Origin of the sequence: Streptomyces sp. NBC_00490 (assembly GCF_036013645.1) — a bacterium.
GTDB classification, from domain to species: domain Bacteria; phylum Actinomycetota; class Actinomycetes; order Streptomycetales; family Streptomycetaceae; genus Streptomyces; species Streptomyces canus_F.
Map to the genome: position 1 here is coordinate 585964 of NZ_CP107869.1, position 25408 is coordinate 611371.

Below are 25408 nucleotides of genomic sequence, written 5' to 3' on the forward strand. Positions count from 1 at the left end.
GTCGGGGTGCTGTGCTCGCGGTGTTCATGGGGTCGCGAGCAGGAAGTAGGTGAGGGACACCGCGCCCGCGACGAGCGCGCCGAGGACGAGCAGGCAGAGGAGCGGGTAGGCGGTGTAGGCGATCCGGGCGCGGCGCGGGTAGCCGGCGGCGAGGGCGTCGCGGCGTGCGGCCAGGCGCAGATATGCGCCGCTGGACGCGGCCAGCTCGGTCGCGCCCAGCGCCTGGCCGACGATCTTGTATCCGTCGAGCGGTGGAAGGGGAACCAGCATGGCGAAGGCCTGGATGCTGCCGAGGAACAGCAGTCCCGCCAGGGCGTCTTGGGTGGCGTCGTCCACAGGTGCCAGCAGCCAGAGCGCACAGAACGGCAGCAGGAACAGCAGGTTCATCACGGCACCGGCCAGGGCTGTCGCGACGCGCGCCCAACGGGTGGGCAGGTAGAGGTAGTTGTCGACGGTGCAGTACATGATCACCGAGGGCAGTCGCCAGCGCAGGCCTATCTCGCCGACGCGGCCTTGGTAGTGCTTGGCCACCACGCCGTGGGCCAGCTCGTGCAGGGCGGTGCTCAGCCACAGCAGGGCGCCTGTCGCGGTGAGCAGGACGGGGTTGGTGAAGGTCTGGCGGGTGGCCAGGGCCAGTTCGCCCGCTCGCAGTATCAAGGTGGTTTCCATGATGACGACCAGGGTGAGCAGCGGCACCATCCACCAGCGGTTCAGCAGGAACCCGGTCGCGTGGTGCAGTCGGCCCGCGGTCGCGTCCGCGTCGGCGACGAGTGGCAACGTGCCGCGCAGCAGCGTCCGTTGGGCCTTTGGTGCTGTGTCGGTCTGCGGCGCCTGGGCCGCGGGGGGTGCTCCGGCCAGCAGCCCGCGGGTGCCCAGCATTCCCAGCAGCTGTTGCCAGTTGGCGTCGGACAGTCGCCGCCCGTAGCGCGCCGCGTACTCGGCGCCGATCTCGTCCAGGCTCCGTGAGCCGTCCATCCGTGAGATCAGGAAGTGCTCCTTGGTCCCGACCTTGAAGGACTGTCCGCTCTCCGTGTTCTTGATCAGATGCACGGTCCCGTTGCCCAGCAGCAGCTCGTCGCTGACCCGCACCTCCGGTCGCAGCTCGGGGCGGTAGCGCTCCGCGGAAGCGACCGATGCGTCCGGGGGGAGCCGGGTGGTCATGATGCCGCCTCCGTGGACCTCTCGCGCAGGCAGCGGCCCAACACGTGGGAGAGGTAGGCCTCGTCCCGGATGGTGACGTGCAGCCGGTTGTTCGTCATGTGCATGTACGGGGACAGCAGGAGCGGCAGGGCCACCGCCGGATCGGTGACGGTCTCGTCCCGTTCGCCGTCCCAGGACCGGAACACGAGGTCACCGTCGGCCGCCAGCACACGGGCCCGGTCCCGCAGTTCGGCGCAGTGTTCGGCCCAGCCGGCCAGGAAGGCGGGCAGGGCGCCGGGCTCGCCCCGGCCGACGGCCGCGCGGATCCCGGCGAAGCGGGCGGCCAGGTCGGGTGCCATCGCCGCGTAGTTGCTGTCGTACTCGGTAGTGCCGATGAAGCCGGTGCCCGGGAAGGCTTTGTGCCAGAACTCGTAGTAGCTGTCGAGGTAGTCGGTCAGCTCCTGGTCGCCCGGCAGGAAGGAGCCGGACATCACCATCATCAGCTGGGCCGCGGTACCGAGCAGGACCGTTCGCAGATGGAGGTTCTTCGTTCGCAAGGCATCGATGACCAGGTCGCTGGAGTGCCGGAAGTGCCACTCGGCCAGCTCGATGCCGGCCGGGCCGCCGTACTTGCCGTATTCCGGCTCGTACGCCTCGGCGCTGCGGGAGTTGTTGGGGCGCAGCTTCATGCGCCCCTGGTCGTCCATGTAGTGGCCGCGCTCGGTGCCCGGGAACTCGATCTCGAAGAGCGTGTTGTAGAAGTCGTTGAGGAAACCTGAGTCGACCTCGTACAGCGCGGGGCGAGCGGCGAGGAAGGCGTCGATCGCCTGCTCGGTGCGGCGGCGTACCTCCGGTTCCGCCTGGGGTGTGGCGGGCTTGAGGCGGAGGCGGACGTGCGGGCCTTCCAGCCAGTAGTTGATGAAGAAGTAGCTCGCGATCAGTCCCTCTGCCTCCAGTTCGTCCACCAGAGGGCGGACGCACTCGATGAGCAGGGGGCGCGGGTTGGCGGCGTAGAAGACGTGCGTGGCCTGCCACGCGCCGGTTCCCGAGGTGATGGTGCTGGTCATGGTGTGGTCCCCTGTCGGCTGGAGACGGCGGTGGTGCTGTCGGTGGATGCGGTGGAGGTGCCGGTGAAGGCGGCGGTCTCCACCGCCAGTTCGGCGACATGGCGGCCGCGGTGGGAGACGGCGTGCAGGCCGTTTTCGTCGGGGAGCATTTCCCTGAACACCACGCGAGCTTCCGGGCTCTTGAGCAGCGCCTCGAACGCGGTGAGCGACAGCGGGCTGTCGAGGTCGAGGTACTGCGGCTTGGCACCGGTGGCGCCGCGCGCGCCGCTGTCGGAGACGGTCACGAAGACCCGGTCGGGCAGCCGGTGCGCGCGGCGGAAGCGGTGCCAGCCGAGGAACCACTCCTCGTCCGGCACGCCCGGTGCGTGCAGCGGCAGTACGGAGGCGGGCGCGCTCCAGCTGCGCCGGCTCAGTACGACGCTGCCGTGCCGCACGCGCGGACGCCGGGTCACTCCGCCAATGGGCTCGCTCTCCGGGACGCCGCCCCAGACGTTGAGCGGAGCCATCGAGGTCGGGGAGAGCAACAGGAGGGTGCGCGGCAGCTCCGGCAGGGCGAGGGGCACCAGGTAGCCGAGATAGACGGGGATCACCTCACGGCCGAGCCGCAGCGAGCGCAGCACCAGCCGGTCCTCGGCCTCGTCGTGTTCGATGCGGAGGTCGTCCAGACGCAGGCAGAACTCCTCGGGCAGCGTGCCCGTCTCGCCGGGGCAGACGATCTCGTACTCGGTCAGCCGGCCGTGCAGATTCAGGTTGCTGGTGACCGGGCCCCCCGTGACCTCGGCGAACACCGCGCCCGGCGGGCACAAGGCGTCCGCGTTCTGGCGCAGCCGGTCGTCGAGCCCTGCGAAGCAGTGCGTGAACCGGCTGAAGGGGAACGACAGGCCGCCGTAGGAGCGGTTGAGGACGACCAGCGGTTCGCCGGCGCCGTGGGCGAGCTGGAGGTGGTGGCTCATGGGCGCGAACTTCGGTGCCACGTCGGCCAGTTCGCCTGCCACGTCGCCAAGGAAGGCGTCGTCGAGGACGAGCTCGTCGACACCGGCCCTACCCTCCGTCCCTGCCTCCCCCGCCGCCCCGTCCCACAAGGCCCGCATCCGGTCCACGAAGGACTGGCGCGCGGTGTCGAGGGCCTTCAGCCGGGCCAGGCCCAGCCAGTTCTCCTCGGGCACGTACCGCCCCTGCGCGTCGAAGGAGGTGCGCCCGGCGGTGAAGGACATGTACTGATCGAAGAAGTCCTCGTGGAAGTCGTGCACGAGCTTGAGCAGGTCGTCACAGCGCCCGCCCGGGCCGTAGCGGGCGAGGAAGAAGCCCTGGAACGTGATCCGCTGCGGCAGGGTCAGGTCGAAGGCGGGCAGGATCCCCTCCACCGCGCTCAGCGGTTCGGCGGCCAGATCCGTCCAGGCGTCAAGGCCGAGCGTGACGTCCCGGCCCGCGGCGGCGTCCTCGTACAGCACGGTCTGCGGGACCCTGGCGCGTGCGGCGCCCAGCTCCTCCTGGATGCTCCGCAGCCCCTCGCGCAGCCGGCGCATCAGCTCCCCGCGTTCGGCGGGGTCGGCCGCGGCGAAGCTGTCGACGCAGGCGATCGGTTCCTCGAGGCGGTCCGCCAACTGCCCGGCCCAGGGGCGGCCGATGGCCCGCAGTGACTCCTGGAAAGCCCGCAGCGGATCGGTGTCGTGCACCTCCGTGCGCAGGCACGGCACCTGGACCATTCCCAGATCCAAGAGCGCGTCCAGGTACTGCTCCACTTCGTCCGCCGGGGCGCCCCGGTCGGCGGCGAGCCAGGCGGACAACTCGCCGTAGCGCAGGGTTCCGTGCTCCTCGAAGAGGCCGAGCAGCCGCTCCAGGGTGCCGCTGCGGCGCAGGAAGAACAGCCGGTCCTTGACGGCGTCGAAGGTGACGGCGGTGTCGTCGTCGCCCGCGGTCACCCAGCGCCGCACATAGCGCACCCGGTCGTCGTCGCGCCCCCAGCCGGAGGCCGGCGTCACCGGCAGGTCGGCGCGGCGGGCGGGGTCGGCGACCACGGCCTCGGCGAGTCGGGCCACGGCGACCACGCTGAGCCTGGGGTGGCTGGTCCACTCGTCGTCGATGCCTACCTCCAGGCCGCCGTGGCCGAACTCGCCCAGGGCGACGCCGGTGAAGGTGCTGAACGGGCTGGTCTTGCACACCGTCCGGTACAGGTACGCCAGCAGGGAGCGCTCGATCTTGCGCTGCTTCTTGCCGGGACGCTCCGGTGCCGTCGACGCGAAGGCATCGAGCTGGGCGTCCAGCGAGGGCGAGGCCAGCAGCAGACCGCCGCGCAGCCGCTCCTCCCCCACCAGGCGGCGCAGTTCGGCGCGGCTGCGCCCGGTCTCGGCGGCGAGCAGTGCGGCGCCTGCGGCCTTAAGGCCCGCCAGCCGGTGCCGGCCGGCCAGCCAGCCGGCGAGGTGTTCACCGGCCGACTGGTCAAGGGCGCGGACCAGAGCAAGAGCGCTGTCACCGTCCAGCGGCAGCCGGTTGTTGAACACCTCTCGGCGCAGCTTCAGCAGCCTGCGCCGCACCGCATCGTCCTCGTTCGCGCCGACGAGGGCATGCAGCAGATCGCCCACGCGCTCGCCGACGGCACGCAACTCCTCGGTCATGGCCAGCACTTCGTCGGCCCAGCGGCGGCTGTCGGGGCAGCGCAGTCCGTGCACGGTCTCGATGGGCAGTCCGGCGACCCGGATCAGGAACGGCATCGAGGATTCCCCCCTTCCGGTACTCGTCCCGGTACGCATCGGCTAGGCGATCTCGTACCGGAAGTCGGCCGGAGCGGGCCGCTCGTTACCGATCATCATGATCAGCAGCGGCGCCTCGCCCGTGTGCTCCAGGCCGAGTTCCTCGATGTACGAGATGTTGTCGAAACCCAGCGCGACACCGCAGCCGAGCTCAAGAGCGGAGGCCGCCGTGTAGACGGCCTGGGACACGGCGCCGACGGTGGCGTTGACCAGCCGGTAGCCGCGGTCGCCCACGGTGTCCAGGACGGCGGTGGTACGGACCGTGGGCACGAGGACGACGCCGGCCTGTTCCAGGTTGTAGTTGGACAGGAAGTAGTTCTTCTGCAGGAACGTCCCCGGCCTGCCCTCCCTGACCATGCGCAGACCACGGCTGTCGGGGTCGTACTCGTAGGCGCCGGGGGCGAGCCCCTCGACGTGGTTGACGAAGGCGTACAGCTTCGCCAGCCGGGCATCTCCCGTGTCGCCACCGAGCCGCCCCCCGCACGTCGCGGCGGCCAGGCAGGCGGCGAGCTGATCGCCGGTGACCGGGCGCTGTGCGTCGAAACGGCCGAAGCTGCTGCGACGCCGGCGCAGCGCGCTGCGTACGTCGGTGTCCAGCGGCCGGGCGTCGGGCAGCGCGACGTGCGGCCGGGCCGGGTCCGCGGGCAAGGCGGCGGCCGGGGCGAGCGCGCCGGGAGCGGGCCGACGGCTCGCGTGCCGGGCGGTGGCGGCCTGCATCTTGCGCAGGGCGTCGAAGGTGAGGACCGTCCGGGAACGCTCGACGTCCTGGTGCCGCACGGCGGCAGGAACGGGCGATGTGTTGCGTGAACTCGCCTGTGCCCCCTGCCAGTTCAGCGGGACGACCGCGAAGATGCCCTCCTCCTCGGTGCGCACCCCGAGCAGGTGGGCGAGCCGCTCCTCGTCGAACCACAGCGCCGGTTCGATGCCCAGACCCCGCGCTCGCGCCCACATACGCCAGGTCCCCACGACGGTGCCGACGTCCATGCTCACGGCGTGGAAGGAGAAGCTGTTGTACTTGAAGGCGTTCTGCCAGTACTTGATGCCGAGCACCAGGTACTGGTCGGTGTCCGCGCCGGGAGCGTCCTCGCCCAGGGCCGCGCGCACCTCGCCGGAGACGTCGCCGGTGAGCAGCCGCCGCATGGCGTGGTGCCGGGTCGAGTAGTGGTGCACTCCGGGCGGCAGCGGCCCGCCCGGCCCGGAGACCCAGTAGACGCTGACGGGGTACAGGCCGCCTCCGGAGGCCGTGCCGCGCGACCAGTTGGCGAGCGGGTAGGACGGCAGTGCGCTCAGGTCGGTGTTGGCTTGCACACCGAGGCGACGGCCCACGAGCCCGTAGGAGTCGCGCAGCATGCCGGAGAGCGAGTCGAGGTCGAACGGCACCTCACCGTACGGGGCTTCGGACAGTCCACGCTCCAGGGTCGCCTCGGCCTCACAACCGCCGTCGGGCAGCGGCACGATGTCCGTGCCGGGGTAGAACTTGGTCTTGCGCGGGCTGTCGGCCCAGTTCGGTACGAAGTCGGCCGGTGGCATCGGGACCCGGCCGCGCTGCAGGATGGCAGCGGCGTAGTCATGGGCGTACCCCATGGAGAACTCCTTGGTCACGTTCGAGGTCTGAGCTCGGTCGCACGCCCGGCCCCTCACCACGAGGGACGGGCGTCCGGGTCACGGAAAGGGATGGGGCGCCGGGTTGAAGTCGGCCGGCACCAGATCGCGCTCGCGCAGGCCGGCCTCCCGCAGTGCGGTGCGCAGCCGCGGCATTCCGAGCGCGCGCTGGCGCGTCCAGCCGAAGTCGATCGGCAGCAGACCGGGCACGATGACACCGACCGTCGTCAGCCCCAGGTCCCGCTGTTCCGGCATGGTCTGGTCGACCACGACGACGTCGAACCCGGCGCCGGTGACCGCCTCGACGCAGCGCGTCAGGTCGTCGCGGAGGTCGTCGGAGACGGGCAGCACGGAGCCGTTCGCGTACAGCTCGCTCATGGAGCGTTGGGGCCGGCGGGGTGCGCCCGGTGCGCCGATCAGGAAGTGGGCGTGCTCCCCCATCTCCGGTATGCCGTACGCGAGCGGATGGTCGTGCAGCGCCTCGACCTTGGCGAAGTCGGTGGCCATGGCGCGCAGCCGTGCCTCGTCGCGTTCGGTGCGGCCCTGGAGGTTGACGGCGTCGGTGCCGATCTCGCAGAGCGCCCCGGCCAGCGCGGACTCCGGGTCGAGTCCCGCGCCCGCGCCGAAACACATGCGGCCCAGGCCCCCGTCGGGGCGTACGGCGACGCCCGTGACGACGGGGATCGGGAAGGAGATCCGGGTGTCGAAGAAGCGGGCCTCGTAGCCGTACATCTCCAGCCGGTCGACCATCTGCCGGGTGGCGGGCCGGGTACTGGTGCGCGGGTCGATCTCGGGGAGCGCCGCCTGCCCGTACCAGGTGAGCAGGAAGGCATCGCGTTCGACGACCTCCATCAGGCCCCAGTAGACGGCTTCCTCCAGACAGCCGCCGGAGGCACAGCCGTTGGAACTCTCCTGGACGAAGCGGTTCTCCAGGCCGGGCGCGTGGTAGTACGTCAGCACCTCGGGGACCAGGATCGGCCGGCTGTCGCGCAGGGAGTACCCCCACACCCAGGGGATCTCGCGGTCGGGTGTGAAGGGGGCGACACGCGGGTTGGCGCGGTGGAACTCGGGCGAGTACAGCCCGCACTCCCGGGCGTCGAGGGCGTGTTCGCCGCGCGCCCGCAGTCCGGTCAGGGAGTCCCGCACGCCGGCGGCCCTGGCCCGGGCACGCATGCCCGCGTAGCGCTCCAGGCCCTCCAGTACGCCGATCCGCTCGCTCTGCGCGAAGGTGTCGGCGTGTCCGCCCCAGAACGTCTCGCGCAGGTACTCGCCCGACCGCATCGAGAAGCAGCCGATGGTGGCGGAGGTGGACAGCGACGACACGTCGTGGATGACGGACGGGCCAAGGGATCCGCACACGGGGTTGGCGTAGGGCTCGACGGGCAGCTCGTACGCGCTGATGTCCCGTATCCGGAAGGTGCCCGGTTTGTGCTTGGGGGCGGGGCGCAGGGTGAGGACCACGGCCTCGGCGGTGTCCTGCTCACTGCGGCCGCAGCGTGGGCACTCCGGGTCGGGCACCAGCGGGTAGTGACGCACCATCAAGGTCGCCAGGTCCACGAGGTGGATGGCGGGGAACGTTCCGGTGCGCGGTCCGGTGCCCTCCAGCCGGGCGGCGATCAGCCCGGCCAGCGCGGACGCGGTGAACGGGGTGACGTACGGCGACTCGCCGGAGGCCCGGGTACCGGAGCCGAGTTCGAGTGCCTCCCGCAGCGCGATGGACCGCACAGCCTGCCAGCGCCGTGCCAGACAGCGGGCGCACGGCCGGGCGGGTGTTTCGTCCACCTCGCCGGATCCGGCTGTACACCCGCCCGGGTCCGGGAAGGGCCCGACGACGGCGTGCCGACCGTAGAACCGCACGGGTACGGAGCCGGGCACGGTGTCCGGCGCCGCGTCGGCGAAAGCGTCGTGGACACCCAGGGGCGCCACGTCGAGCGGTGCCCCCGTGCCGTGGGCGGCAAGACCACGGCGGAGCCGTTCAGCCAGGTCCCCGCAGGAGCGCTCCAGCGGATCGGTGGTCTCAGCGGGCATCGCTGCCGCCCGTGGCCGCGGTGGTGAGCAGGATCCGGGCCGTGCTGATGCCGCCCTCGGGGAGGTCGGCCGGGGTGGTGGGCACGTGGAGCACGTCCCGCCCCGCGCCGCGCAGCCGCTCGAGCACCGCGTCGAAGGTGGTGGCGGTGCCGTCCGCGGCAACGGAACCGCCGGTCACCGCGATCGTGCCGGCAGCGAGGTCCCGCAGCAGCGGGTCGCCGGTGTCGACCGCCTGCGTGGCGTCCTCCGCGGCGAGCTGGATCTGCCCCAACAGGTCGCGCAGCGCCGCACAGGCCGCCGCCCGGCGAGACAGGCCCGCGCCGACCGCCCAGCGCCCGCCGCTCTCACGGGCCAGGACGACCTGGGCCGAGGAATGCGCGCCCTCGCCCAGATCGACGAGCTCCGCCTCGATGTCCAGGTTGGCCGCCGACTTGAGCAGGAAGACCAGCTCCGGGTCGGCGTCCGCGGTCACGGTGCCGGTCCGGGCGGCGCCGCGGACGGCGCGCAGCAGCGCGTCATGGGCCAGCGCCGACAGCAGTCCGCGTCCCGCCGCCTCCTCCGCCGTGCCGCCGGCACCTGTGCCCGCGGCCGTCGCCTGGTGCAGCCGCTGCCGGTTGTACGCGCCGAAGGGGCGCACGGCGGCCGCGGGCACCGCGACCGGCTCCTTGGTGAGCAGCGAGGTCGCCGTGATCCAGGCGGTGACGTCCTCCCCGGTCCAGCCGGTGCCCGCGCCCGTCGTCAGGGCGTCGGGGCCGACAGCCGCGACCGCACCGGCGCGGTCCTGCGTGGCCACCAGGGGCACCACGTGCTCCACGTACGCCTCGGCCGCCGCGTACAGCGCCCGGGTGCGCGCACCCGCGAGATGGTGCACGTCGAAAGCGGCGATCCTGCGGCTCACGCCGTGGCCCAGTGCCACCTCGACCCGGCTGATCTTCAACGGGGTCTGGGTCAGGCCCTCGTCGTCGTACCGGCTGAAGACCCCGGTGTACGGGCGGACCAGCGCTGTGCTGACCCGGTTCAGCTCGTCGACCAGCGACTGCGCCTCACGGGCCGTGTCCACCGTCGGGGTGACCGGCAGCGAGAGCCCTTCGGGCAGCTCCGCGGCCCGTTCCTCGGCGAGAAGGGCACAGCGGCCGCAGCGCGGGTGGGGCAGGACCGGCTCGGCCATGACGTCCAGCGACTCGAGATCCTGGACGAGGACCTGACGGTCCGTCTCCGCGGGCAGCGCGCCCGTGACGATCCGGAAGACCTCGTAGCCCAGGAGGTTGCCCGACATCGCGGCGACCGGGCCCAGCAGCGGACCGCCGGCGTCCGGCGCCGGGGTGACGGTACCGGCCGCGATCCCGCTCCACAGGTCGGCGGCCGCACCGGAGTCGACGTTGCCGCCGAGCCGCAGCACCGCGCAGCACAGGCAGCCGGTGGAAGCGGCGGTGGACAGCGGACCGGTGACGGCCCGCTCGCCGAAGGTCCAGGCGGGGATCAGCGTTTTCCCCTCGGGCACCTCGTCGGCGAGCAGCCGCTGGGCGCGGGCGGCTGCGTCCACACCGGTGACGACCACCACGTCGTACTCGCCGAGGCGGTCCCAGCCGGTGCGGTCCTCACCACCCGCCTCCGCACCGATCCGGTCGAGCCGCACCGTGCAGCCGTCCGCGCTCGCCTCGTGCGCCTCGGACTCGACATCGGCGAAGACGGTCGTGACGCCGATGCGCGCACAGCCGTTGCGGACCAGGCTCAACGCGCACCAGCGCGCGACCGCGTCGTCGCCGAGCACCGCGACCGAGGTGTTCCTGAACCGCGAGAACCGCTCGACGGCGCCGTCGACGTAGTGGTCGACGTACGCGATCTGCGCGCCGAACCGCCGCGTCACGTCCGCGCCGAGCCCGGCGAAGTCGCCGTCCTCGGCCTCCGGTATGTCGCGGGCGAACCCCCGCTCGTACAGCGTCTTGACCAGTTCGGCCGCCATGGCCCGCTGGGCCGGGCCGAAGCCCTGGCAGACGTCGGCCAGTCGGTGGTGCCCGGCCAGGTGCGGGACCAGAAGGGAAGCGAAGCGGTAGGCGGTACGGCCTGTGAGATGGAAGCCGCCGTCGGCGTTGTGGAAGAGAACCCCGCCCGGGGTCTCGGTGAACAGCACGTCCCGGCGGATGCGGGGCCGGGTGCCGGCGAGCGAGTCGAACGTGTCGGTCATTGCTTCGGCGATGGCTTCAGCCATTAGGGATCACACCTTCTCTGTCCGGTCTGCCGTCCGGAGCTCTGTCCGGTCGAGTTCGTTCGGGGCGTGGCCGCGTGCGTACACGCGGAGCAGGTCGTGCACCCGGTAGGGGCCGGGCGGCCCTTCCTCCAGAAATCCGGCGTCCGCGAGCCGTTCCAGGACGCTCTCGGCTTCGGGGGCCGCCATCTGGAGCACCGGTGCGCAGTCCTGTGCCCGCAGCGCGTTCAGGGGCAGCCGCCCGATCCGTACGAAGGCCTCGGCCAGCCTGGGATCGATCCGGGCGAACGCTTGGCGGAGTACGTGTGCGACGGACATCCGGGGTGAGTCGGCCAACGACAGCCGGGCGAGCGGGTCCTCGGCCAGCCAGTCGACCCCGTCGGCGAGCCGCAGCCCGGGGCGGGTCAGCAGCCGGGCGGCCATGATGCGCAGGGCGAGCGGATAGTGACCACAGGCCGCCGCGAGTCGCCGGGCCGCCTCGGGCTCGGCCTCCACACGCTCGGCACCGAGTACGGCGCGCAGCAACCCGTGGGCGTCCTCGTCGTCGAAGGTGGAGAGCCGGTGCACCCAGCCGCCGTGGGTGGCGATCAGACTCGCGAGCCCCATCCGGCTGGTGACGATGGCGGCACCGCCAAGACGGGCCGACAGCACGGGTCTCACCTGGTCGGCGTCCACCACGTCATCGAGGACGAGGAGCGCCGCATCACCGGGCCGACGGTCGCGCAGGGCCGCGGCCACATCCTCCGCCACCGCGGACGAACTGCGCGGCACCCCGTCCGGGTGGACCATCCGCACCAGCAGCCGACCGGCGGGGAAGCTGTCCCGCACCAGGTGGGCGACGTGGTGGGCGAGGGCCGACTTACCGATGCCCGGCGCTCCGGACACCAGCACGGTCACGGGTTCGCCGTCGCTGTTCCCGGCCGCGGTGAGGCGGGCCACCATGGCGGTGACCTCGGCCGTCCGCCCGGTGAAGGACGGCACCCCCGGCACGGGGACCACCAGCGACGGTCCCGGTTGCGCGGCGCCCGCCCCCTGTTCCGGTGCGGGCGCCCACGACCTCGGCCGTGCCTCGGCCGCGCTCCCCAGGTCCTCGCCGCGCAGGACGGCCAGTTCAAGTCTCTGCAGCGCCGGGGACGGGTCCACGCCCAGCTCATCGTGGAGGTACTCCTTGACCCGCCGGTACTCCGCCAGCGCCTCGGCCTGCCGGCCGCTGCGATAGAGGGCCTCGATCAGTTGCTCGCGGAACCGCTCGTGGCCGGGGTGCTTGCGGGTCAATCCCCACAGTTCGACGAGCGCCTCGCCACAGTGACCAAGACGCAACTGCAGGTGGCAGACGCGTTCCAAGGTCCTCAGCCGTTCCTCCTCGAGCCGGGGCACCTCGTCGCGGTGGAGCACGTCGGAGCGGACGTTGGCCAGCAGCGGCCCCTCCCACAGCGACAGCGCGTCCTTGAGGAGACGGAGTTCGGTCTCCGGGGTGCGGGACGACTCCGCCCGGGCCAACCCTTCCCGAAATCCGATCAGGTCCAGGGCCCGCGGTCCGGCGGTGATCCGGTAGCCGCCGGGCACCGCTTCGACGGACGTCTCGATCACCCCGTGCCGGGTGAAGAGCTGCCGCAGCCGCAGGACGCAGGTCTGGAGCGCGGCCCGGGCTGTGACGGGCTGTTCCTCGCCCCAGATGGCCCGTTGCAGGTATTCGGCGGAGACGACCGTGTTGGCGTGCAGCAGAAGCACGGCCAGCAGGATGGTGGGTTTGGAAGGCTGGAGTACTGCGGTGTCTGAGCCGTCGGTGAGGCTCAGCGGCCCGAGAATGCGAAACCGCATCGCGTCCGCCTAGTCCCAGCCGTTGACCAGTTTGCAGACCGGGACGACGGCCGCAGCGACTTCCTCGTCCGGCGCCGGCGCCGCGGGCCCCTCGACGCCGGACGCCGCCGCGGCACCGCTCGAGGCCGATACCACGACGAGAGCGAACCCCAGCGCGGTGACGACCCGCGCGGGCACGGATGACTTCCTACAGGGCAGTGTCCCGGTCACGATCTCCCCCAGGGTCGGAACTCCTCACCGGATCGCTTCCGGCCATTTCGACGATGCCAGCGCGAAAGCCGCACCAGAGGAGACACCGGTGTCAGCATGCTGACAGGGGCCAGCGGCCGGGCTACAGGATCGTGACACCGCCTGACCGGAACCCGTCACCGAGGAGGGCGGCACCCGCCCTTGACCAGGGGCGCGCCCAACACCAGGGGGCCCTCGGTCCGGTTGCCGGGATGACGCCTGTGATCCGCCGCTGTCGCCGGTGACACGTACGCCTCCGACGCGACTGGACGCGGCCTCTACCGATCTCCGAGGTGAACTGGGGCTTCCCCTGCGCCCAGGCGCCAAGCCGGTCCGGTGTAGCCGCCGTTGGCCCACAGCAGCATGGCCGTGCGGAAAACTGGCGCAGGCGCGGCAACCATGGCGCGTCTTCCGCAGAGCCCGCTGCGACCCCGACCCTGGGCCTGTCAGGCGGACGCGATGCTTTCGGGGTCGTCCGCCGGGGTGCCGACGCGGAGCCACCGGTAGCCGTACGGGGGCAGGTCGACGTGGAACATGCCGTCCTCGCCTGCCTTGAGACCGGTGTGTCCCTCGTCGAGCAGGTCCGTCAACCGTCCGCCGGGTCCGGCTTCGGCCAGTTCCAGCCGTACGGTGTGCGGCCGGTCCGCGAAGTTGTGTACGGCCAGCACGGTGCCGTCGCCGGCGCGGCAGACGTGCGCCAGCACGGCGTCCTCCCCCGTCGTGAGCAAGCGGTAGTCACCCCAGGCCAGTTCGGGGGCCTCCCGGTAGCGTTCGATGAACAGCCGCATGCGGCTCAGCAGGGAAGCAGGATCGCGGCTCTGCTCGTACACGTTGACCTTCTGGGGGCCGAACGCTCCGTCCACCAGCGGGTTGGGGAAGGCGTCCGGCTCGGCGGTGGAGAACCCGGCGCCCTTCTCCGGGGTCCACTGCATCGGGGTGCGTACGGCCTGGCGTCCCTCCGCGGCCAGGTTCTCGCCCATGCCGAGTTCCTCGCCGTAGAAGAGCACAGGGGTGCCCGGCAGGGTGAACAGCAGGCTGTAGGCCAGTTCGACGCGGCGTCGGTCGCCGTCGACCATGGGCGGAAGCCTGCGCCGCAGCCCCCGGTCGTACAGCTGCATGTCCTTCTCCGGGCCGAACGACGCGAACACCTCGGCCCGTTCGGCCTCACTGAGTTTGTCGAGGGTGAGTTCATCGTGGTTGCGCACGAACATGGCCCAGTGGGCGTCGCGCGGCGCCGCGGGACGGTCGCGCAATGCGGCGGCCAGCGGCCTGGCGTCGTGGCGTGCCATCGACAGGTACATCTGCTGCATCGCGACGAAGTCGAAGCACATGGTGAGTTCGTCGCCGCGGTCCGAGGAAGGGTCGCCGAAGAAGCGGGTGGTGCCGTCGTAGGGCAGGTTGACCTCGCCGAGCAGGACCGACTCGCCGTTGCGGCGGCCGAGGAAGGCACGCAGGTCGGCGAGGTACTCGTGCGGGTCGGGCAGGTCCCCCGCGTCGCTCTGCCCGTCGGTCTCCAACAGGAAGGGCACGGCGTCGACCCGGAAACCGGACAGGCCGAGCTGGGTCCAGAAGCCCATGATGCGGGCTATCTCGTCACGGACCTCGGGGTGGGCGACGTTGAGGTCGGGCTGCTGCTTGTAGAAGCGGTGCAGGTAGTACTGGCCGCTGCCCTCGTCGTACTCCCACAGACTGTCCTCCGCATCGGGGAAGACCACCCCCTGCGGGCCGTCCTCGGGGGGCTCGTCCTTCCAGACGTACCAGTCGCGGTGGGCGGAGTCCCGGCCGGAGCGGGCGTCCTGGAACCAGGGGTGCTCCTCGGAGGTGTGGTTGACGACGAGATCGGCGATCACGCGGATACCGCGGTCGCGCGCGGTGCGGACGAACTCGGCGAAGTCGCCGAGGGTGCCCAGGCGCGGGTCCACGCCATAGAAGTCCGTGATGTCGTAGCCGTCGTCGCGCTCCCGCGTCGGATAGAAGGGCATCAGCCACACGCAGGTCACACCGAGGCGCACCAGGTGGTCGATGCGCTGCGTGAGCCCCGCGAAGTCCCCGATGCCGTCGCCGTTGCCGTCCTGGTACGTCTCGACGTCCAGGCAGTACACCACCGCGTTCTTCCACCACAGGTCGGACGTGCGTGTCAGACGCATCGGTACTCCTTCGCCGAGGCGGGAACCGGGCGGGTCACGTCGAGTCGCGGCAGTACCTCGGCGCCGAACGCGTCGATGAACGCGGCCTGTTCGCGGCCCACATGATGCAGCATCACCGCGTCGAACCCCAGGTCGGCGTACTCCTGGAGCCGGGCGGCGTGCCGGCCGAGGTCGCAGGAGACGTCGACCGTGCGCGCCACCTGCTCGGGGGTGACGTGCTCGCTGACGACGTCGAACAGTTCCACGGAGTCGAGGTCCCAACTGGCCGGCGGGGCGTGCACGTTGGTCCGCCACTGCTCGTGTGCGAGGGCGAGCGCCTCCGCCTCGTCGGGCGCCCAGCTCAGGTGCACCTGGAGGTGGAGGGGTCCACGGCCGCCCGCGTCACGGTACGCGCCGATGATCTCTCGCAGGCGTTCGCGCGGGGCGTTGACCGTGATCAGTCCGTCCGCCCACTCGGCGCACCAGGCCGCGGTGGCAGTGCTGCACGCGGCTCCTATCAGCGGCGGTTCCTCGGGCGGCAGCGTCCACAGCCGGGCTCGGTCCACGGTCACCAGCCCGTCGTGGCTGACCTCCTCGCCCCGCAGCAGCGCCCGGATGACGTCGACGCACTCCCGCAGGCGCGCGGAACGGATGTCCTTGCGGGGCCAGCCCGCGCCGGTGATGTGTTCGTTGGAGGCCTCTCCGGTGCCGAGCGCTGTCCAGAACCGGCCCGGGTTCATGGACGCGAGCGTGGCGATCGCCTGGGCGACGACGGCGGGATGGTAGCGCTGACCGGGCGCGTTCACCACACCGAACGGCACCCGCTCGGTGGCCTGGAGAGCGGCTCCGAGCCATGACCAGGCGAAGCCGGACTCCCCCTGACGCACGCTCCACGGCGAGAAGTGGTCCGAGCACATGGCGGCGGTGAAGCCCGCCTGCTCCGCGCGTACCACGGCGTCGAGCAGATCCGCGGGCGGAATCTGCTCGTGCGAGGCGTGTAATCCGTAGACAGTCATGGCAAGCGACTACCCCCCGGACGGTCCCTCAACGGGCGCCGACCCCGCGGCTGTCGGCGCCTTCACAACTCCCGCGCCGCACGATGCGCGTGTTGGGGTGGGGGCGCGGGAGGACGCTTCGGGAGCCGCTCGCTCGGAGGACGTCCTTGCGAGGAGTTCTCAGGAGACGACCTCAAAAGGCCCGCTCCGGCGAGAGCCGTCTGCGCCATGCGTCGGCGACCGCGCCGGCCTCGACGCCGACGGCTTCGTGTCCGGCCGGGCGCCGCCGCGGGTCTTCAGGCCCCGGCCCAGCACGTTCCGCGTGTCAGGTGCTCGCGTGGCGACGGACGGCCGGCCTCCGTGGAGCGGCGTGGTGGGCGGGCCGGTCGGACTTCTCGGACCGGTGCTGCCGCAGCCACAGGGTCGTCGCGGACAGCAGACCGGCGAAGACGACCAGCATGAGCACGGGCACCCACATCTGCCGACCGCCGGGGTTCTGCCACCCTCCCAAGGCTGCCGTCGCCGCCCAGAGAAGAGCGCCCAGCGCGTAGAAGGCTCGGATGCGGCGCATCTGCCGCACCGCCCGCAGGAACTTGGAGTCATCGTTCTTCGGTGCCATGCGCAGCCGTGTACCCCCTATCTCTCCTCTCGATCAACCTGAGGGATTTCTCGCCCGCAGCCAGTCCCGGTAATCCAGCAGGACCACGAACCCGGTCGTGTCTGCCCACGCCTTGACCAACTCGCCCAGGGCGTCGATGAACGGCTGGGCAGGACCTCGCGGAAGCCCTCCACGGGCTGCCCTTCGCGACGCACGGCAGGAGACCGGCTCCAAACGAATGGGCTCAGCCGTAGACCACCGACCACGGGCGCGGGAGCTCGTCCTCTTGATAGGTGATGGCGTCACGTCGCGTATGCGCGGTGTGGTCGCGGGCCAGGACGCGGTGCGCGAGTTCCGCGAAACGGCGGGCGGCCGGGTGGGCTCCCCGGCCGGTGGGCCAGGCGCCGCTGATGCGCAGGGCGAGAGGGCGGTCGGCCAGCGGCCGCCAGGCGACGCGGGCCTCCTTGCGAGCTACCGGCCCCTGGTCGAAGGCGACTCCGTGTCCCGCCGTCACGAGGGCGAGCAGGAACTCGGGGTTGGACGCGTGCCGCAGGCGGCCGGGGACGAAGCCCTCGGAGCGGCACACGTCGAGGATCCGGTCGTACCAGCCGGGTGCGTGCGCCCGGGGGAAGAGCACCAGGTCGTGGCCGGAGAGGTCGCCGAGCTTCACCTCCGGTAGCCGGGCCAGCGGCGACGTGCGCGGCAGGACGATCCCCAGGTCCAGCGAGGCTGCGGGGCCGAGGTGCAGTTCGGTGGCGTCGACGGGGTGGTGCACGAGCCCGACGTCCAGCCCGCCGCAGGACAGCAGGCGCAGTTGTTCCTCGGTGGTGACCTCCTGCAGGTCGACGGAGAGCTCCGGAGCGTGTTCCGCGCAGGCAGAGAGCAGCGCGGAGAGCACGGCGGCCGTGGTGTCGGGCGGGACGCCCGCGCGGAGCGTGCCGAGGCTGCCGTCGGCGGCGCGGCGGGCCAGGGTGCGCAGCCTCTCTTCCCGGGCGAGGAGTTCGTGGGCCTCCTCCAGCAGTGCCGCCCCGGCGGCGCTCAGACGGACGCCGCGCTGCGAGCGGTCGAACAGCTCTGTTCCGAGCTCCTTTTCCAGCCTGCGGATCGCCTGGCTGAGCGGCGGCTGCGCCATGCCCAGCCGCTCGGCGGCCCGGCTGAAGTGCAGCTCGTCGGCTACGGTGACGAAGAGGCGCAGGTGGCGTAAGAGGTCCACGATCAAGATCGTACGTGAGGGCCGCTGCGTGGGGAATGGATCGGCTGGTGGGGCCCGACCGCGATCCGAGGATCAGTGCGTGCCGGTAGCAAGGGGGAAGCAGTGACAGAGGAACGCATCCGACAGGTCTTCGCGGGGGCTGGGGCCGAGGGGCAGCTGCATGCGATTCCCGTTCGGTCACGCACGACGGTCGCCGCGGACGCCGGAGCGGAGCAGGGCGCCCGTGAAGTGGCCGTCGGCGCCGACGATCCCGTCGTGATCGCCTCGATCTTCAAGGTGCTGATGGTGCTGGAGTTCGCCCGGCAGGTCGTCGCCGGCCAACTCGACCCGCGGGAGCGGGTGCGGGTGACCGCGGCAGACCGGCTCGGTGGCTGGGGGACCGCCGGCTGTCTGGACGACGTCGAGCTGTCGCTGCGCGATCTGGCCCACTTCGCGATGTCGGTCAGCGACAACTCGGCGGCCGACCTGTTGCTGGCCCGCGTCGGCCTGGACACGGTACGGCTGCTCGCGGAAGAACTCGGCCTGGACCGGACCCGGATCGTGGGCGGACCGCGAGACCTGCTGGAGTCGATGCTCGCGGAGGTGGGGGCGCGGGACGAGCGAGAGTTCGCCGTGCGCTACCCGGCCCTGCCGGACGACCGCAAGAAGCGACTCGCCGTGCTGGACCCCCGCCACACGACGGCGAGCACACCTCGCGAGATCACCCGGCTGCTCCACCTCATCTGGAGCGACGCCGCCGGGCCGCCGGAAGCCTGCGCGTTCGTACGTGACCTGATGAGCCGTCAGGTCTTCCGCCACCGCCTTGTGTCGGGCTTCCCCGACGACGTCACCGTCGCGGCCAAGACCGGAACCCTGCCAGGGCTGCACATGGAGGCGGGCGTGGCCCGCTACCCCGACGGCGAGTGCTACGCGATCGCCGTCTTCGCCCGCACCCAGGACCTGAACGCCTCCCGCGCGACGGTGGACGCCGCCATAGGCAGGGCAGCCGGCATCGCGGTCGACTTCCTCCGCGGCAACGGCGACGGCCGGTGACCAGGTGCCATATGCGTTCGCGTATCACCAGGGCCTGACTCCGGTCTTGGACACGGCCGTTCACGCCCTGATCTTCTGACGACATGACCCAGGACACACCTGTCACGAACAGCTCAGACATGCCCTCCGGCCGCACACTCAACCGCCGTTCCGTGCTGCGCGGTGCCGCACTCGGCGCCGCCTCCCCGCTGATCCCGGCCACGGCCGCCACCGCCTCGGCCGGGAACCGCGGCCCGCGCAGTGGCCAAGACGCAGGCGCGGCCACGTTCCGCTGGCTCGGCACCGCCGGCTGGCGCATCGACGTCGGCGACCGGACCGTACTCTTCGATCCGTACCTCACTCGCTTCACCACCGGCCTGTACGAGGGTGCCTTCAACCCCCGGACCGCACTGCAGACCCGGCCGGAGGTCGTGGACGCGCACATCGGCCACCCCGACCTCGTCCTGGTCAGCCACTCCCACTGGGACCACCTCGCCGACGTCCCCCACATCGCCAGGACCACCGGGGCGCGCGTCGTCGGCACCGAGACCACGTACCACCTGCTGGTCGCGCTGGGCGTCGACGCGGCGCAGATCTCCGTCGTGAAGGGCGGCGAAGTGCTGGACTTCGACGGGATCATCGTCGAAGTCGTACCGAGCCTGCACAGCCGCAACAACAAGTGCGCCTACTTCGCCCCGGGCACACTGAGCTCCCCGCCCCCGACGGTCCCGAGCACCATCTCAGACCTGCCGGAGGGCGACACCCTCGCCTTCCAGGTGACGGCCGGGGACAGCGGCCCGTCCGCCTTCCTCATGGGGGCCAGCGACTTCTCCGAGCGTGCGGTACAGGGCCTGCGCCCCGACCTCGCAATGATCGCCGTACCCTCCAGCACCGCCACACACCGCTACGTACCCCGGCTGCTGCGCGCGCTGGACCACCCTCGCGTGACCGTGCCCGTCCACTGGGACAACTTCGAAACACCCCTGAGCGGTTCTCCCGAACGAGACCCGGCGATGGATCTGGACACGTTCGTCGCGCAGGTCGAAAAAGTGGCCCCGGCGACGCGGGTCGTCATCCCGGACTACCACACGCTGTACGACGCCACCATGCGACCCAAGAGCGCCTAGAGCTCACGGGCGCAGGTGTCCCCTCCGACACGGCTCGTCATCCCAAGGCACCGGGACGACGCGGTCCGGCCGTGGGGGACATGCTGCCGCGGGCCCGATTCGGTCACCTTCCAGAACACTCATCAGGAGAGGCACGATGACTTCCTTACCCCGCCACCGCGGCACGAGCACTCCTCTGACGAGGCGTCATTTGGGCCAACTCGCGGCTCTCGGGCTTGTGGCCGGTGTCGGCTCGGTGGGTCCCACCTCCTCGGCCGTGGCCGCCGAAACGGACGACGGGCGGGTTCACTACGCCCGGGCCCGCAGGCTGGCCGGGACCGACCCGGTCCTAAACGCCCTCGTAACGGCGCTGACCCCCGGCCACGAATTCCCCCGCCCGCCCGCGCCGGCTCCGATCAAGCTCTTCGACAACCTCGCCATGCTGAGCACGGGATGGGTCTCCGCGATGGCCGTGCTCACCGACGACGGGATCGTGCTCATCGATGCCCTCACCTCCGCCGCGGATGCCGAGAACGTGCTCCTGCCCGGGCTCCGAGAACTGGGGGCCGAGCCGGAGAAGATCAGATACGTCGTCGTCACCCACGGCCACGACGACCATTTCGGCGGAGCACGGTATCTCGCTGACCATTACGGAGCACGAGTGCTGATGTCTGCAGCCGACTGGGACCTCGTCGCCGGCACCCGACCCACCGACGCCCCCGCCCGGGACCTCGAGATCGCAGACGGGCAACGGCTCACGCTCGGCGGCACAACAATCCAACTGCACCACACTCCCGGCCACACACCGGGCACCGTCTCACCGATCATCCCGGTGAGAACAGGCAGCGAGCGTCACACCGCCATGCTGTGGGGCGGCACCAACCCGCCCACCACACCCACCGCACTGCGCACCTATCTGAGGTCCATCCACTCCTTCCGGGCACAGACGCGGCGTACGAACGCGGACGTGGAGTTGTCCAACCACCCCAACGACTACGGCCTCCAGCGTGCCGAGCAACTCCGCAGCCGGCCCGACGGTCCGAACCCCTTCGTGCTCGGCCGCACGCGGACACAGCGGTACATGACGGTGATGGACTCCATGCTGCGCGGGCGCCTCGCCGACGCCTGAGCCCGGTGTGTCAGCGCAGGATCGCCCGCAGCTCAACGAAAGGACCACGTCGTAAGTGAACGCCGTCCCGACGCTGGCGATCAGCGCCCTCCTGGTGATTCTTCTGGGCGTGTTCGTGCTGAGCGTCTGGAAGACCGCGCGGGGCTTGCCGACTCGCCGCTGGAAGCGCCCCGCATGGTGGGCTTTCCCCGCAGTCGTGCTCATCGGTATCGGCTGCGTCACCTGGTTCGTCGGAGCCCTGTCCGGTGGCCTCGACGTCGGGGAGGCGTGCGCGGCTCGTGGCGTGCCGTACGACAAGAAATACCGGGCTGAACACTGGCGTGAGCCATCACGCTGGTTCCCTCTGCACAACAAGTGCAACGCTCAGCACGACTTGGTGCCCGCCTTCGTCAACCCCACGCTCGTCGCCGTCGCCGTGCTGCTCCCCTGCTGTGTCGCCGGGCAGTTGCGGCGTCGGCCCTCGAAAGGAACAAGCGTGAGATACGGCATTGACAGTCGGTCACCGGCGGGCTGACACCTCCGTACCAAGACCCGCCTTGGCGAGCAACCAAAGGGAATCAACGACATCCGACTGAGCTTGATCTTGGTCGGGGCATCGGGACGCAGCCAGTTGGCCACATCCACAGTCGGCACCAGCCGTCCCTCGGCGAGCTTCAGCTGCGGCGGTGCGGCCAGCAGCCGCCCGGGCCGAGCGGTGTCGATGGGGTTGTCTTTAGTCGGTCGCCGGGTCCAGGGAAATGGGGGCGTCCTCGTAAAAGGGCACCTCGTAGACCACCGATACGCAGCAGCAGTGCTCCGGCTCCGTATGGACGTAGCGCACGATGTGTTCCACCGTGGCGTCCCGCGGGCGCGAACACCGTCCCCGAGCCACCCCCTCCCGGGACGCGGCGAGCCGGGCCGGCTTGCGGCCCCGCAGCCATGCCTCGCGTTCCGGTCTGTCGGTCACGGCGAGCCCGAGCCCGACGGGGAAGCGACTGACCGCATACACGACGAGATCTTCTCGCCCGACCGTGGCGAAGTGCAGCTGACGGTCGGCCAGGGAGCACGCACTGCGGCCATGGACCCGACCGCAGTGCGGGCAGGGGCCGTCATCGAGAACGACGGTCCCCGGGTCGGCGTCCAGCAACTGTCCCAGGAGCAGCCGCAGCCCCGCGCGGACCATCAGGAGACGCTCTCCTTCCAGACCCGCCGACTGCGCGGTGAGGCGGGCCCGTTCGTCGGGGGCAAGCCCTTCACGCAGGGCTCGACGCTCTTCCGGCGTCAGCGTGGACAACACGAGGGTGCGCAGTGCGACGTAGCCGATCTCGCTGTCGGACCGCGCGCGGCCGAGATCGAGCGGTGGCGCGGGCAACGGAGTGCGCCGCTTACCCCAGCCGCCATCGGGATTGGTCGCCGGAACGATGGGAAAAGACGCGGGCAGGGGCACGTGATCGGGCACCGCGGGTTCCATCAGGTCCCTCCCTCCCCCGGTGTCAGGCGCCGGTCCGCCCGTCGACGAGCTCACGTACGACGTCGAGGTGGCCGTTATGACGGGACGTCTCCTCGATGAGGTGGAGGATCACCCACCGGAGGTCGACGTGGCGGCCGTCGCTGATGGGACGCTTGGCCGTCGAGTCCAGGTCGTGTTCGGCCACCAGGCGACGGCAGCGGGCGCTCTGCTCCTCGTACTCGGCGAGAAGCTGGGGCAACGGTATATCGACCGCTGTCCGCATCTCCGGGTCGGGATCATCGTCGGTCGCCTCGGCGAGCGGCCCCGCGAGCTCCTCGCCCAAAAACATCACGTGGAACCAGTAGTACTCGACCCACCGCAGATGGCTGATCAACCCGCACAACGTCATCAGCGGCGAACCCGGGAGCGGGGCCTTGCAGGCGTCTTCGGCGGACACTCCCGCGCACTTGGCGCGCGCGGTGTCGCGGGCGTAATCCAGGAAGGTGACCAGTTGCGTGCGCTCGTCCCACGCAGGAGGCGTGTCGGTTCGTTGAGTCATCGCCAGGAGTTTCCCGCAGCTTGGAAGGAGTGTCGACCCAATTGATCGGACGGAGGACGGATCCCAGCAGGCGCTGCTGCGCGGGCGGTTCGAGGAGGTCCTTCAGCACCCCTCACGCTGCATCGTGCTGTTCCCGGCCAGCGTGCCCGCGATCCTGCGGGGCTCCTGGAGTTCACTGGGACCGACCAGATCCTGCGGATCTACGGCACCGTCCCCGACGCACAAGCCGCCTGGCCACGCACAACCTGAGAACACACAAGCGTCCCGCTGCGACTGCCCGTTCGGGTGGCCGGAGTCCGCTGCCCCGCAGGGGGGTGCCGCTTGCGGCCCCGGCCATCGTCCTTGCGTCGCTGCGGAGTTGGTGCGCGCTCCCGCTCGCCCCACGGCCACAGGGACGATCCCGCGCGAGGGCGTGTCCCGGAGGGGGAGACGCGGATCCTCGTGCCTGCGGCCGCCGGCTATCGCCGACCGAGCGCGGCGGCCGCCACTCCCCACTGTCCCAGCCGCCCGGGGCCCCGCGCCCTGAGCGGTGCTGCCTGGCTGAGTTTCGTTCACCGCGCCCGTCACACCTGACGCGTACTCACAGCGCTGCCACGGCCAGCGCGCAGGCCACCACGACCACCGCCACCGGCAGCATCACCACCCGTACCCGGCTCATCCACTGCGGCCGTTCGACGTCAGCCGCGACCACGTGATCGGTACATCCCGCCAGGCCTGCTTCCGCACCGCCGGCGTTCCCGTCGTCTTGAGGCTCAAGCCAGTAGGCGCCCGTCAGCCGGGCGTAGGCCACCGCTGTCCGGTCTGATCCCATGCCGTCCGTCATGCCACCTTCAACGAACGAGCGGCAGGACAGATGCGACAGGGCCCGGATCCGTGTGGATCCGGGCCCTGCATCGCAGTAGCGGGGACAGGATTTGAACCTGCGACCTCTGGGTTATGAGCCCAGCGAGCTACCGAGCTGCTCCACCCCGCGCCGGTGATCGCCACCTTACGCCATCACCACCCCGGTGAAGACCACTCCGGTGATTGAGTGGCCTAGCTTGTCGGGATCTCAGGTATGGACTCTCAGCGGCAGCTGCATGCCCGGACGTCGGGATTTCGGTGATCCGCTGCCGCACGAGGAGTGGGACTGTCCCTTCGGCGCCGAGCCCGCCCGCGGGCTCAGGTGAGGGCGGCCGCCAGGCAGGCGAAGGCGGCGACGATGACAGCGATGCGGACGTAGTGCCAGCGGTCCCAGCGCTTCATCTGCTCCTTGTAGTCGGCCGGCCGGCTGCCCTCGGTCCACGTCTTGACTCGGTTGTTGATCGGGACGAGCACCATAATCGACATCAGCACGCTGGCGATCAGCAGCGCGGCGGCGGTCACGACGAGGCCGGTGCCCTCGTCGTCCCATCCGGCGACGGCCCAGACCCCGACGAGGACGAGAGAGCCGATATACCAGAACGGCATCACGGCCCCGCCCACTCGGGCGCCGTGGACGCGGCCTCGTAGGCCGTTGTCGCCTGGGAGTGCGTTGAGGATCGGGTTGATGAAGAAGGGGACGGCGAACTCCACCCCTACCATCACGCCGACGACCACGATGGTGACGACCTCGAGCGCATTGAGCATGATGACCCCTCCTGGGATCTAGCATCGCTAGGTAATGAAGCAACGCTATCACTGCAGTCGCTCGAATATCTAGCGGTGCTAGGATCAAATCATGTCGGTACAAGAACGCAAGCAGCGCGAACGGGCGGAGCGCGAGCGCCTCATCGTGGCCACCGCCCGCGAACTCGCCGAGCAACAGGGCTGGGACGCGGTCACCACCCGCCGGCTCGCCGAACGCATCGAATACAGCCAGCCCGTCCTTTACAGCCACTTCCGCGGCAAGCGCGAGATCATCGGTGCCGTCGCTCTGCAGGGCGCTACCGAGATGGCCGCGGCGATGCGGGCCGCGACCGCTGCCGCCGACGGGCCCCGCGCCCGGGTCACCGCGCTGGCCCGCGCCTACCTCGCCTTCGCCGAACGCCATCCGGCGGTCTACGACGCCCTGTTCCAGCTCGACGGCGGCCTGCCGTACGCGCAGGAGGACACCCCCGAACCGCTGAAGGACGCCTTCGCCGCGCTGCTGGAGTGCCTCAGCGAGGTCGCCGGGGACGGTGTGCGCCCTGAGCTGTTCACCGAGACGTTCTGGGCGTCCCTGCACGGACTGGCCACCCTGACCCGTGCGGGACGGCTGCCGCCGCAGGACACCGAGCGCAGGACGGAGCTGCTGGTGGAGCGGCTCGCCATGCTCTGACGCACTGTTCCGGGGCGCATATAGCCGACATCCTCGGGCCCCGCCGCCTGCCTGCGGTCGGGGCTTCCCGTCGCTCGCGCCCACACGGAGCAGCCACAGATCGCCGGCCCCGTGCCCTCGCC

21 protein-coding genes and 1 tRNA gene are annotated in these 25408 nt (G+C 71.0%); 5 read left to right on the forward strand and 17 right to left on the reverse strand.

Translation table 11 applies throughout. From position 1 onward, the window contains the following. Nucleotides 1-24: 24 nt before the first annotated feature. From OG381_RS02505 to OG381_RS02560, 12 genes are all read right to left on the reverse strand, one after another. Nucleotides 25-1161, reverse strand: coding sequence for a M50 family metallopeptidase (locus OG381_RS02505; RefSeq protein ID WP_327714411.1), 1137 nt, complete (start codon nucleotides 1159-1161; stop codon nucleotides 25-27). Continuing rightward, complete coding sequence (locus OG381_RS02510) at nucleotides 1158-2207, reverse strand: lantibiotic dehydratase C-terminal domain-containing protein (protein WP_327714412.1); 1050 nt, start codon at nucleotides 2205-2207, stop codon at nucleotides 1158-1160. Before OG381_RS02510 ends, OG381_RS02505 begins: the two co-directional genes overlap by 4 nt. Continuing rightward, nucleotides 2204-4918, reverse strand: a complete 2715-nt coding sequence (locus OG381_RS02515; protein WP_327714413.1) for a lantibiotic dehydratase — start codon at nucleotides 4916-4918, stop codon at nucleotides 2204-2206. Before OG381_RS02515 ends, OG381_RS02510 begins: the two co-directional genes overlap by 4 nt. A gap of 42 nt (nucleotides 4919-4960) precedes the next feature. Next, nucleotides 4961-6541: a SagB family peptide dehydrogenase gene (locus OG381_RS02520; protein ID WP_327714414.1), complete on the reverse strand. Its 1581-nt coding sequence runs from the start codon at nucleotides 6539-6541 to the stop codon at nucleotides 4961-4963. 78 nt (nucleotides 6542-6619) lie between these two features. After that, nucleotides 6620-8587, reverse strand: a complete 1968-nt coding sequence (locus OG381_RS02525) for a TOMM precursor leader peptide-binding protein (protein WP_327714415.1) — start codon at nucleotides 8585-8587, stop codon at nucleotides 6620-6622. Beyond that, the gene (locus tag OG381_RS02530; RefSeq protein ID WP_327714416.1) at nucleotides 8577-10796 is read right to left on the reverse strand and encodes a TOMM precursor leader peptide-binding protein; all 2220 of its coding nucleotides are present in this window, start codon (nucleotides 10794-10796) and stop codon (nucleotides 8577-8579) included. Before OG381_RS02530 ends, OG381_RS02525 begins: the two co-directional genes overlap by 11 nt. Before the next feature lie 6 nt (nucleotides 10797-10802). Further along, the gene (locus tag OG381_RS02535) at nucleotides 10803-12614 is read right to left on the reverse strand and encodes a BTAD domain-containing putative transcriptional regulator (protein WP_327714417.1); all 1812 of its coding nucleotides are present in this window, start codon (nucleotides 12612-12614) and stop codon (nucleotides 10803-10805) included. Between the two features lie 9 nt (nucleotides 12615-12623). Next, on the reverse strand, nucleotides 12624-12791 hold the full coding sequence (locus tag OG381_RS02540) for a hypothetical protein (protein WP_327714418.1): 168 nt from the start codon (nucleotides 12789-12791) through the stop codon (nucleotides 12624-12626). A gap of 497 nt (nucleotides 12792-13288) precedes the next feature. Further along, nucleotides 13289-14989, reverse strand: coding sequence for an alpha-amylase family protein (locus tag OG381_RS02545; protein ID WP_327714419.1), 1701 nt, complete (start codon nucleotides 14987-14989; stop codon nucleotides 13289-13291). Next, entirely contained in the window at nucleotides 14980-15984 is a 1005-nt protein-coding gene (locus tag OG381_RS02550) for a TIGR03885 family FMN-dependent LLM class oxidoreductase (protein ID WP_327714420.1), read from the reverse strand. The genes OG381_RS02545 and OG381_RS02550 overlap by 10 nt, the downstream gene beginning before the upstream one ends. 304 nt (nucleotides 15985-16288) lie before the next feature. Then, nucleotides 16289-16582: a hypothetical protein gene (locus OG381_RS02555; RefSeq protein ID WP_327714421.1), complete on the reverse strand. Its 294-nt coding sequence runs from the start codon at nucleotides 16580-16582 to the stop codon at nucleotides 16289-16291. Between the two features lie 223 nt (nucleotides 16583-16805). Beyond that, nucleotides 16806-17774: a LysR family transcriptional regulator gene (locus OG381_RS02560; RefSeq protein WP_327714422.1), complete on the reverse strand. Its 969-nt coding sequence runs from the start codon at nucleotides 17772-17774 to the stop codon at nucleotides 16806-16808. 102 nt (nucleotides 17775-17876) lie between these two features. Here OG381_RS02560 and OG381_RS02565 point away from each other — a divergent pair, with 102 nt between their 5' ends. The 4 genes from OG381_RS02565 (at nucleotide 17877) to OG381_RS02580 (ending at nucleotide 21534) form a co-directional block, all read left to right on the forward strand. Then, nucleotides 17877-18806 carry a serine hydrolase gene (locus OG381_RS02565; RefSeq protein WP_327714423.1) on the forward strand — a complete coding sequence of 310 codons (930 nt, stop codon included), beginning with the start codon at nucleotides 17877-17879 and terminating at the stop codon, nucleotides 18804-18806. Nucleotides 18807-18925: 119 nt separating this feature from the next. Beyond that, nucleotides 18926-19912, forward strand: a complete 987-nt coding sequence (locus OG381_RS02570; RefSeq protein ID WP_327714424.1) for an MBL fold metallo-hydrolase — start codon at nucleotides 18926-18928, stop codon at nucleotides 19910-19912. 136 nt (nucleotides 19913-20048) lie between these two features. Further along, nucleotides 20049-21020 (forward strand): MBL fold metallo-hydrolase, encoded by a 972-nt coding sequence (locus OG381_RS02575; RefSeq protein ID WP_327714425.1) that lies wholly within the window; start codon nucleotides 20049-20051, stop codon nucleotides 21018-21020. Between the two features lie 55 nt (nucleotides 21021-21075). Continuing rightward, a complete protein-coding gene (locus OG381_RS02580; protein ID WP_327714426.1) occupies nucleotides 21076-21534 on the forward strand; it encodes a hypothetical protein in 459 nt (152 codons plus the stop codon). 198 nt (nucleotides 21535-21732) lie between these two features. Here OG381_RS02580 and OG381_RS02585 read toward each other — a convergent pair whose 3' ends face one another. The 5 genes from OG381_RS02585 to OG381_RS02605 form a co-directional block, all read right to left on the reverse strand. Next, complete coding sequence (locus OG381_RS02585) at nucleotides 21733-22470, reverse strand: hypothetical protein (protein WP_327714427.1); 738 nt, start codon at nucleotides 22468-22470, stop codon at nucleotides 21733-21735. 22 nt (nucleotides 22471-22492) lie between these two features. After that, nucleotides 22493-23008, reverse strand: a complete 516-nt coding sequence (locus tag OG381_RS02590; RefSeq protein ID WP_327714428.1) for a DinB family protein — start codon at nucleotides 23006-23008, stop codon at nucleotides 22493-22495. Nucleotides 23009-23588: 580 nt separating this feature from the next. Beyond that, a complete protein-coding gene (locus OG381_RS02595; RefSeq protein WP_327714429.1) occupies nucleotides 23589-23831 on the reverse strand; it encodes a hypothetical protein in 243 nt (80 codons plus the stop codon). Nucleotides 23832-23907: 76 nt separating this feature from the next. Further along, nucleotides 23908-23981: transfer RNA gene (locus tag OG381_RS02600), tRNA-Met, on the reverse strand. A 188-nt stretch (nucleotides 23982-24169) separates the two neighbouring features. After that, nucleotides 24170-24616 (reverse strand): DUF1772 domain-containing protein, encoded by a 447-nt coding sequence (locus OG381_RS02605; RefSeq protein WP_327714430.1) that lies wholly within the window; start codon nucleotides 24614-24616, stop codon nucleotides 24170-24172. Nucleotides 24617-24707: 91 nt separating this feature from the next. On the opposite strand from OG381_RS02605, the gene OG381_RS02610 reads away from it, so the two are divergent. Next, entirely contained in the window at nucleotides 24708-25286 is a 579-nt protein-coding gene (locus OG381_RS02610; protein WP_327714431.1) for a TetR/AcrR family transcriptional regulator, read from the forward strand. The last annotated feature ends 122 nt before the right edge of the window (nucleotides 25287-25408 follow it).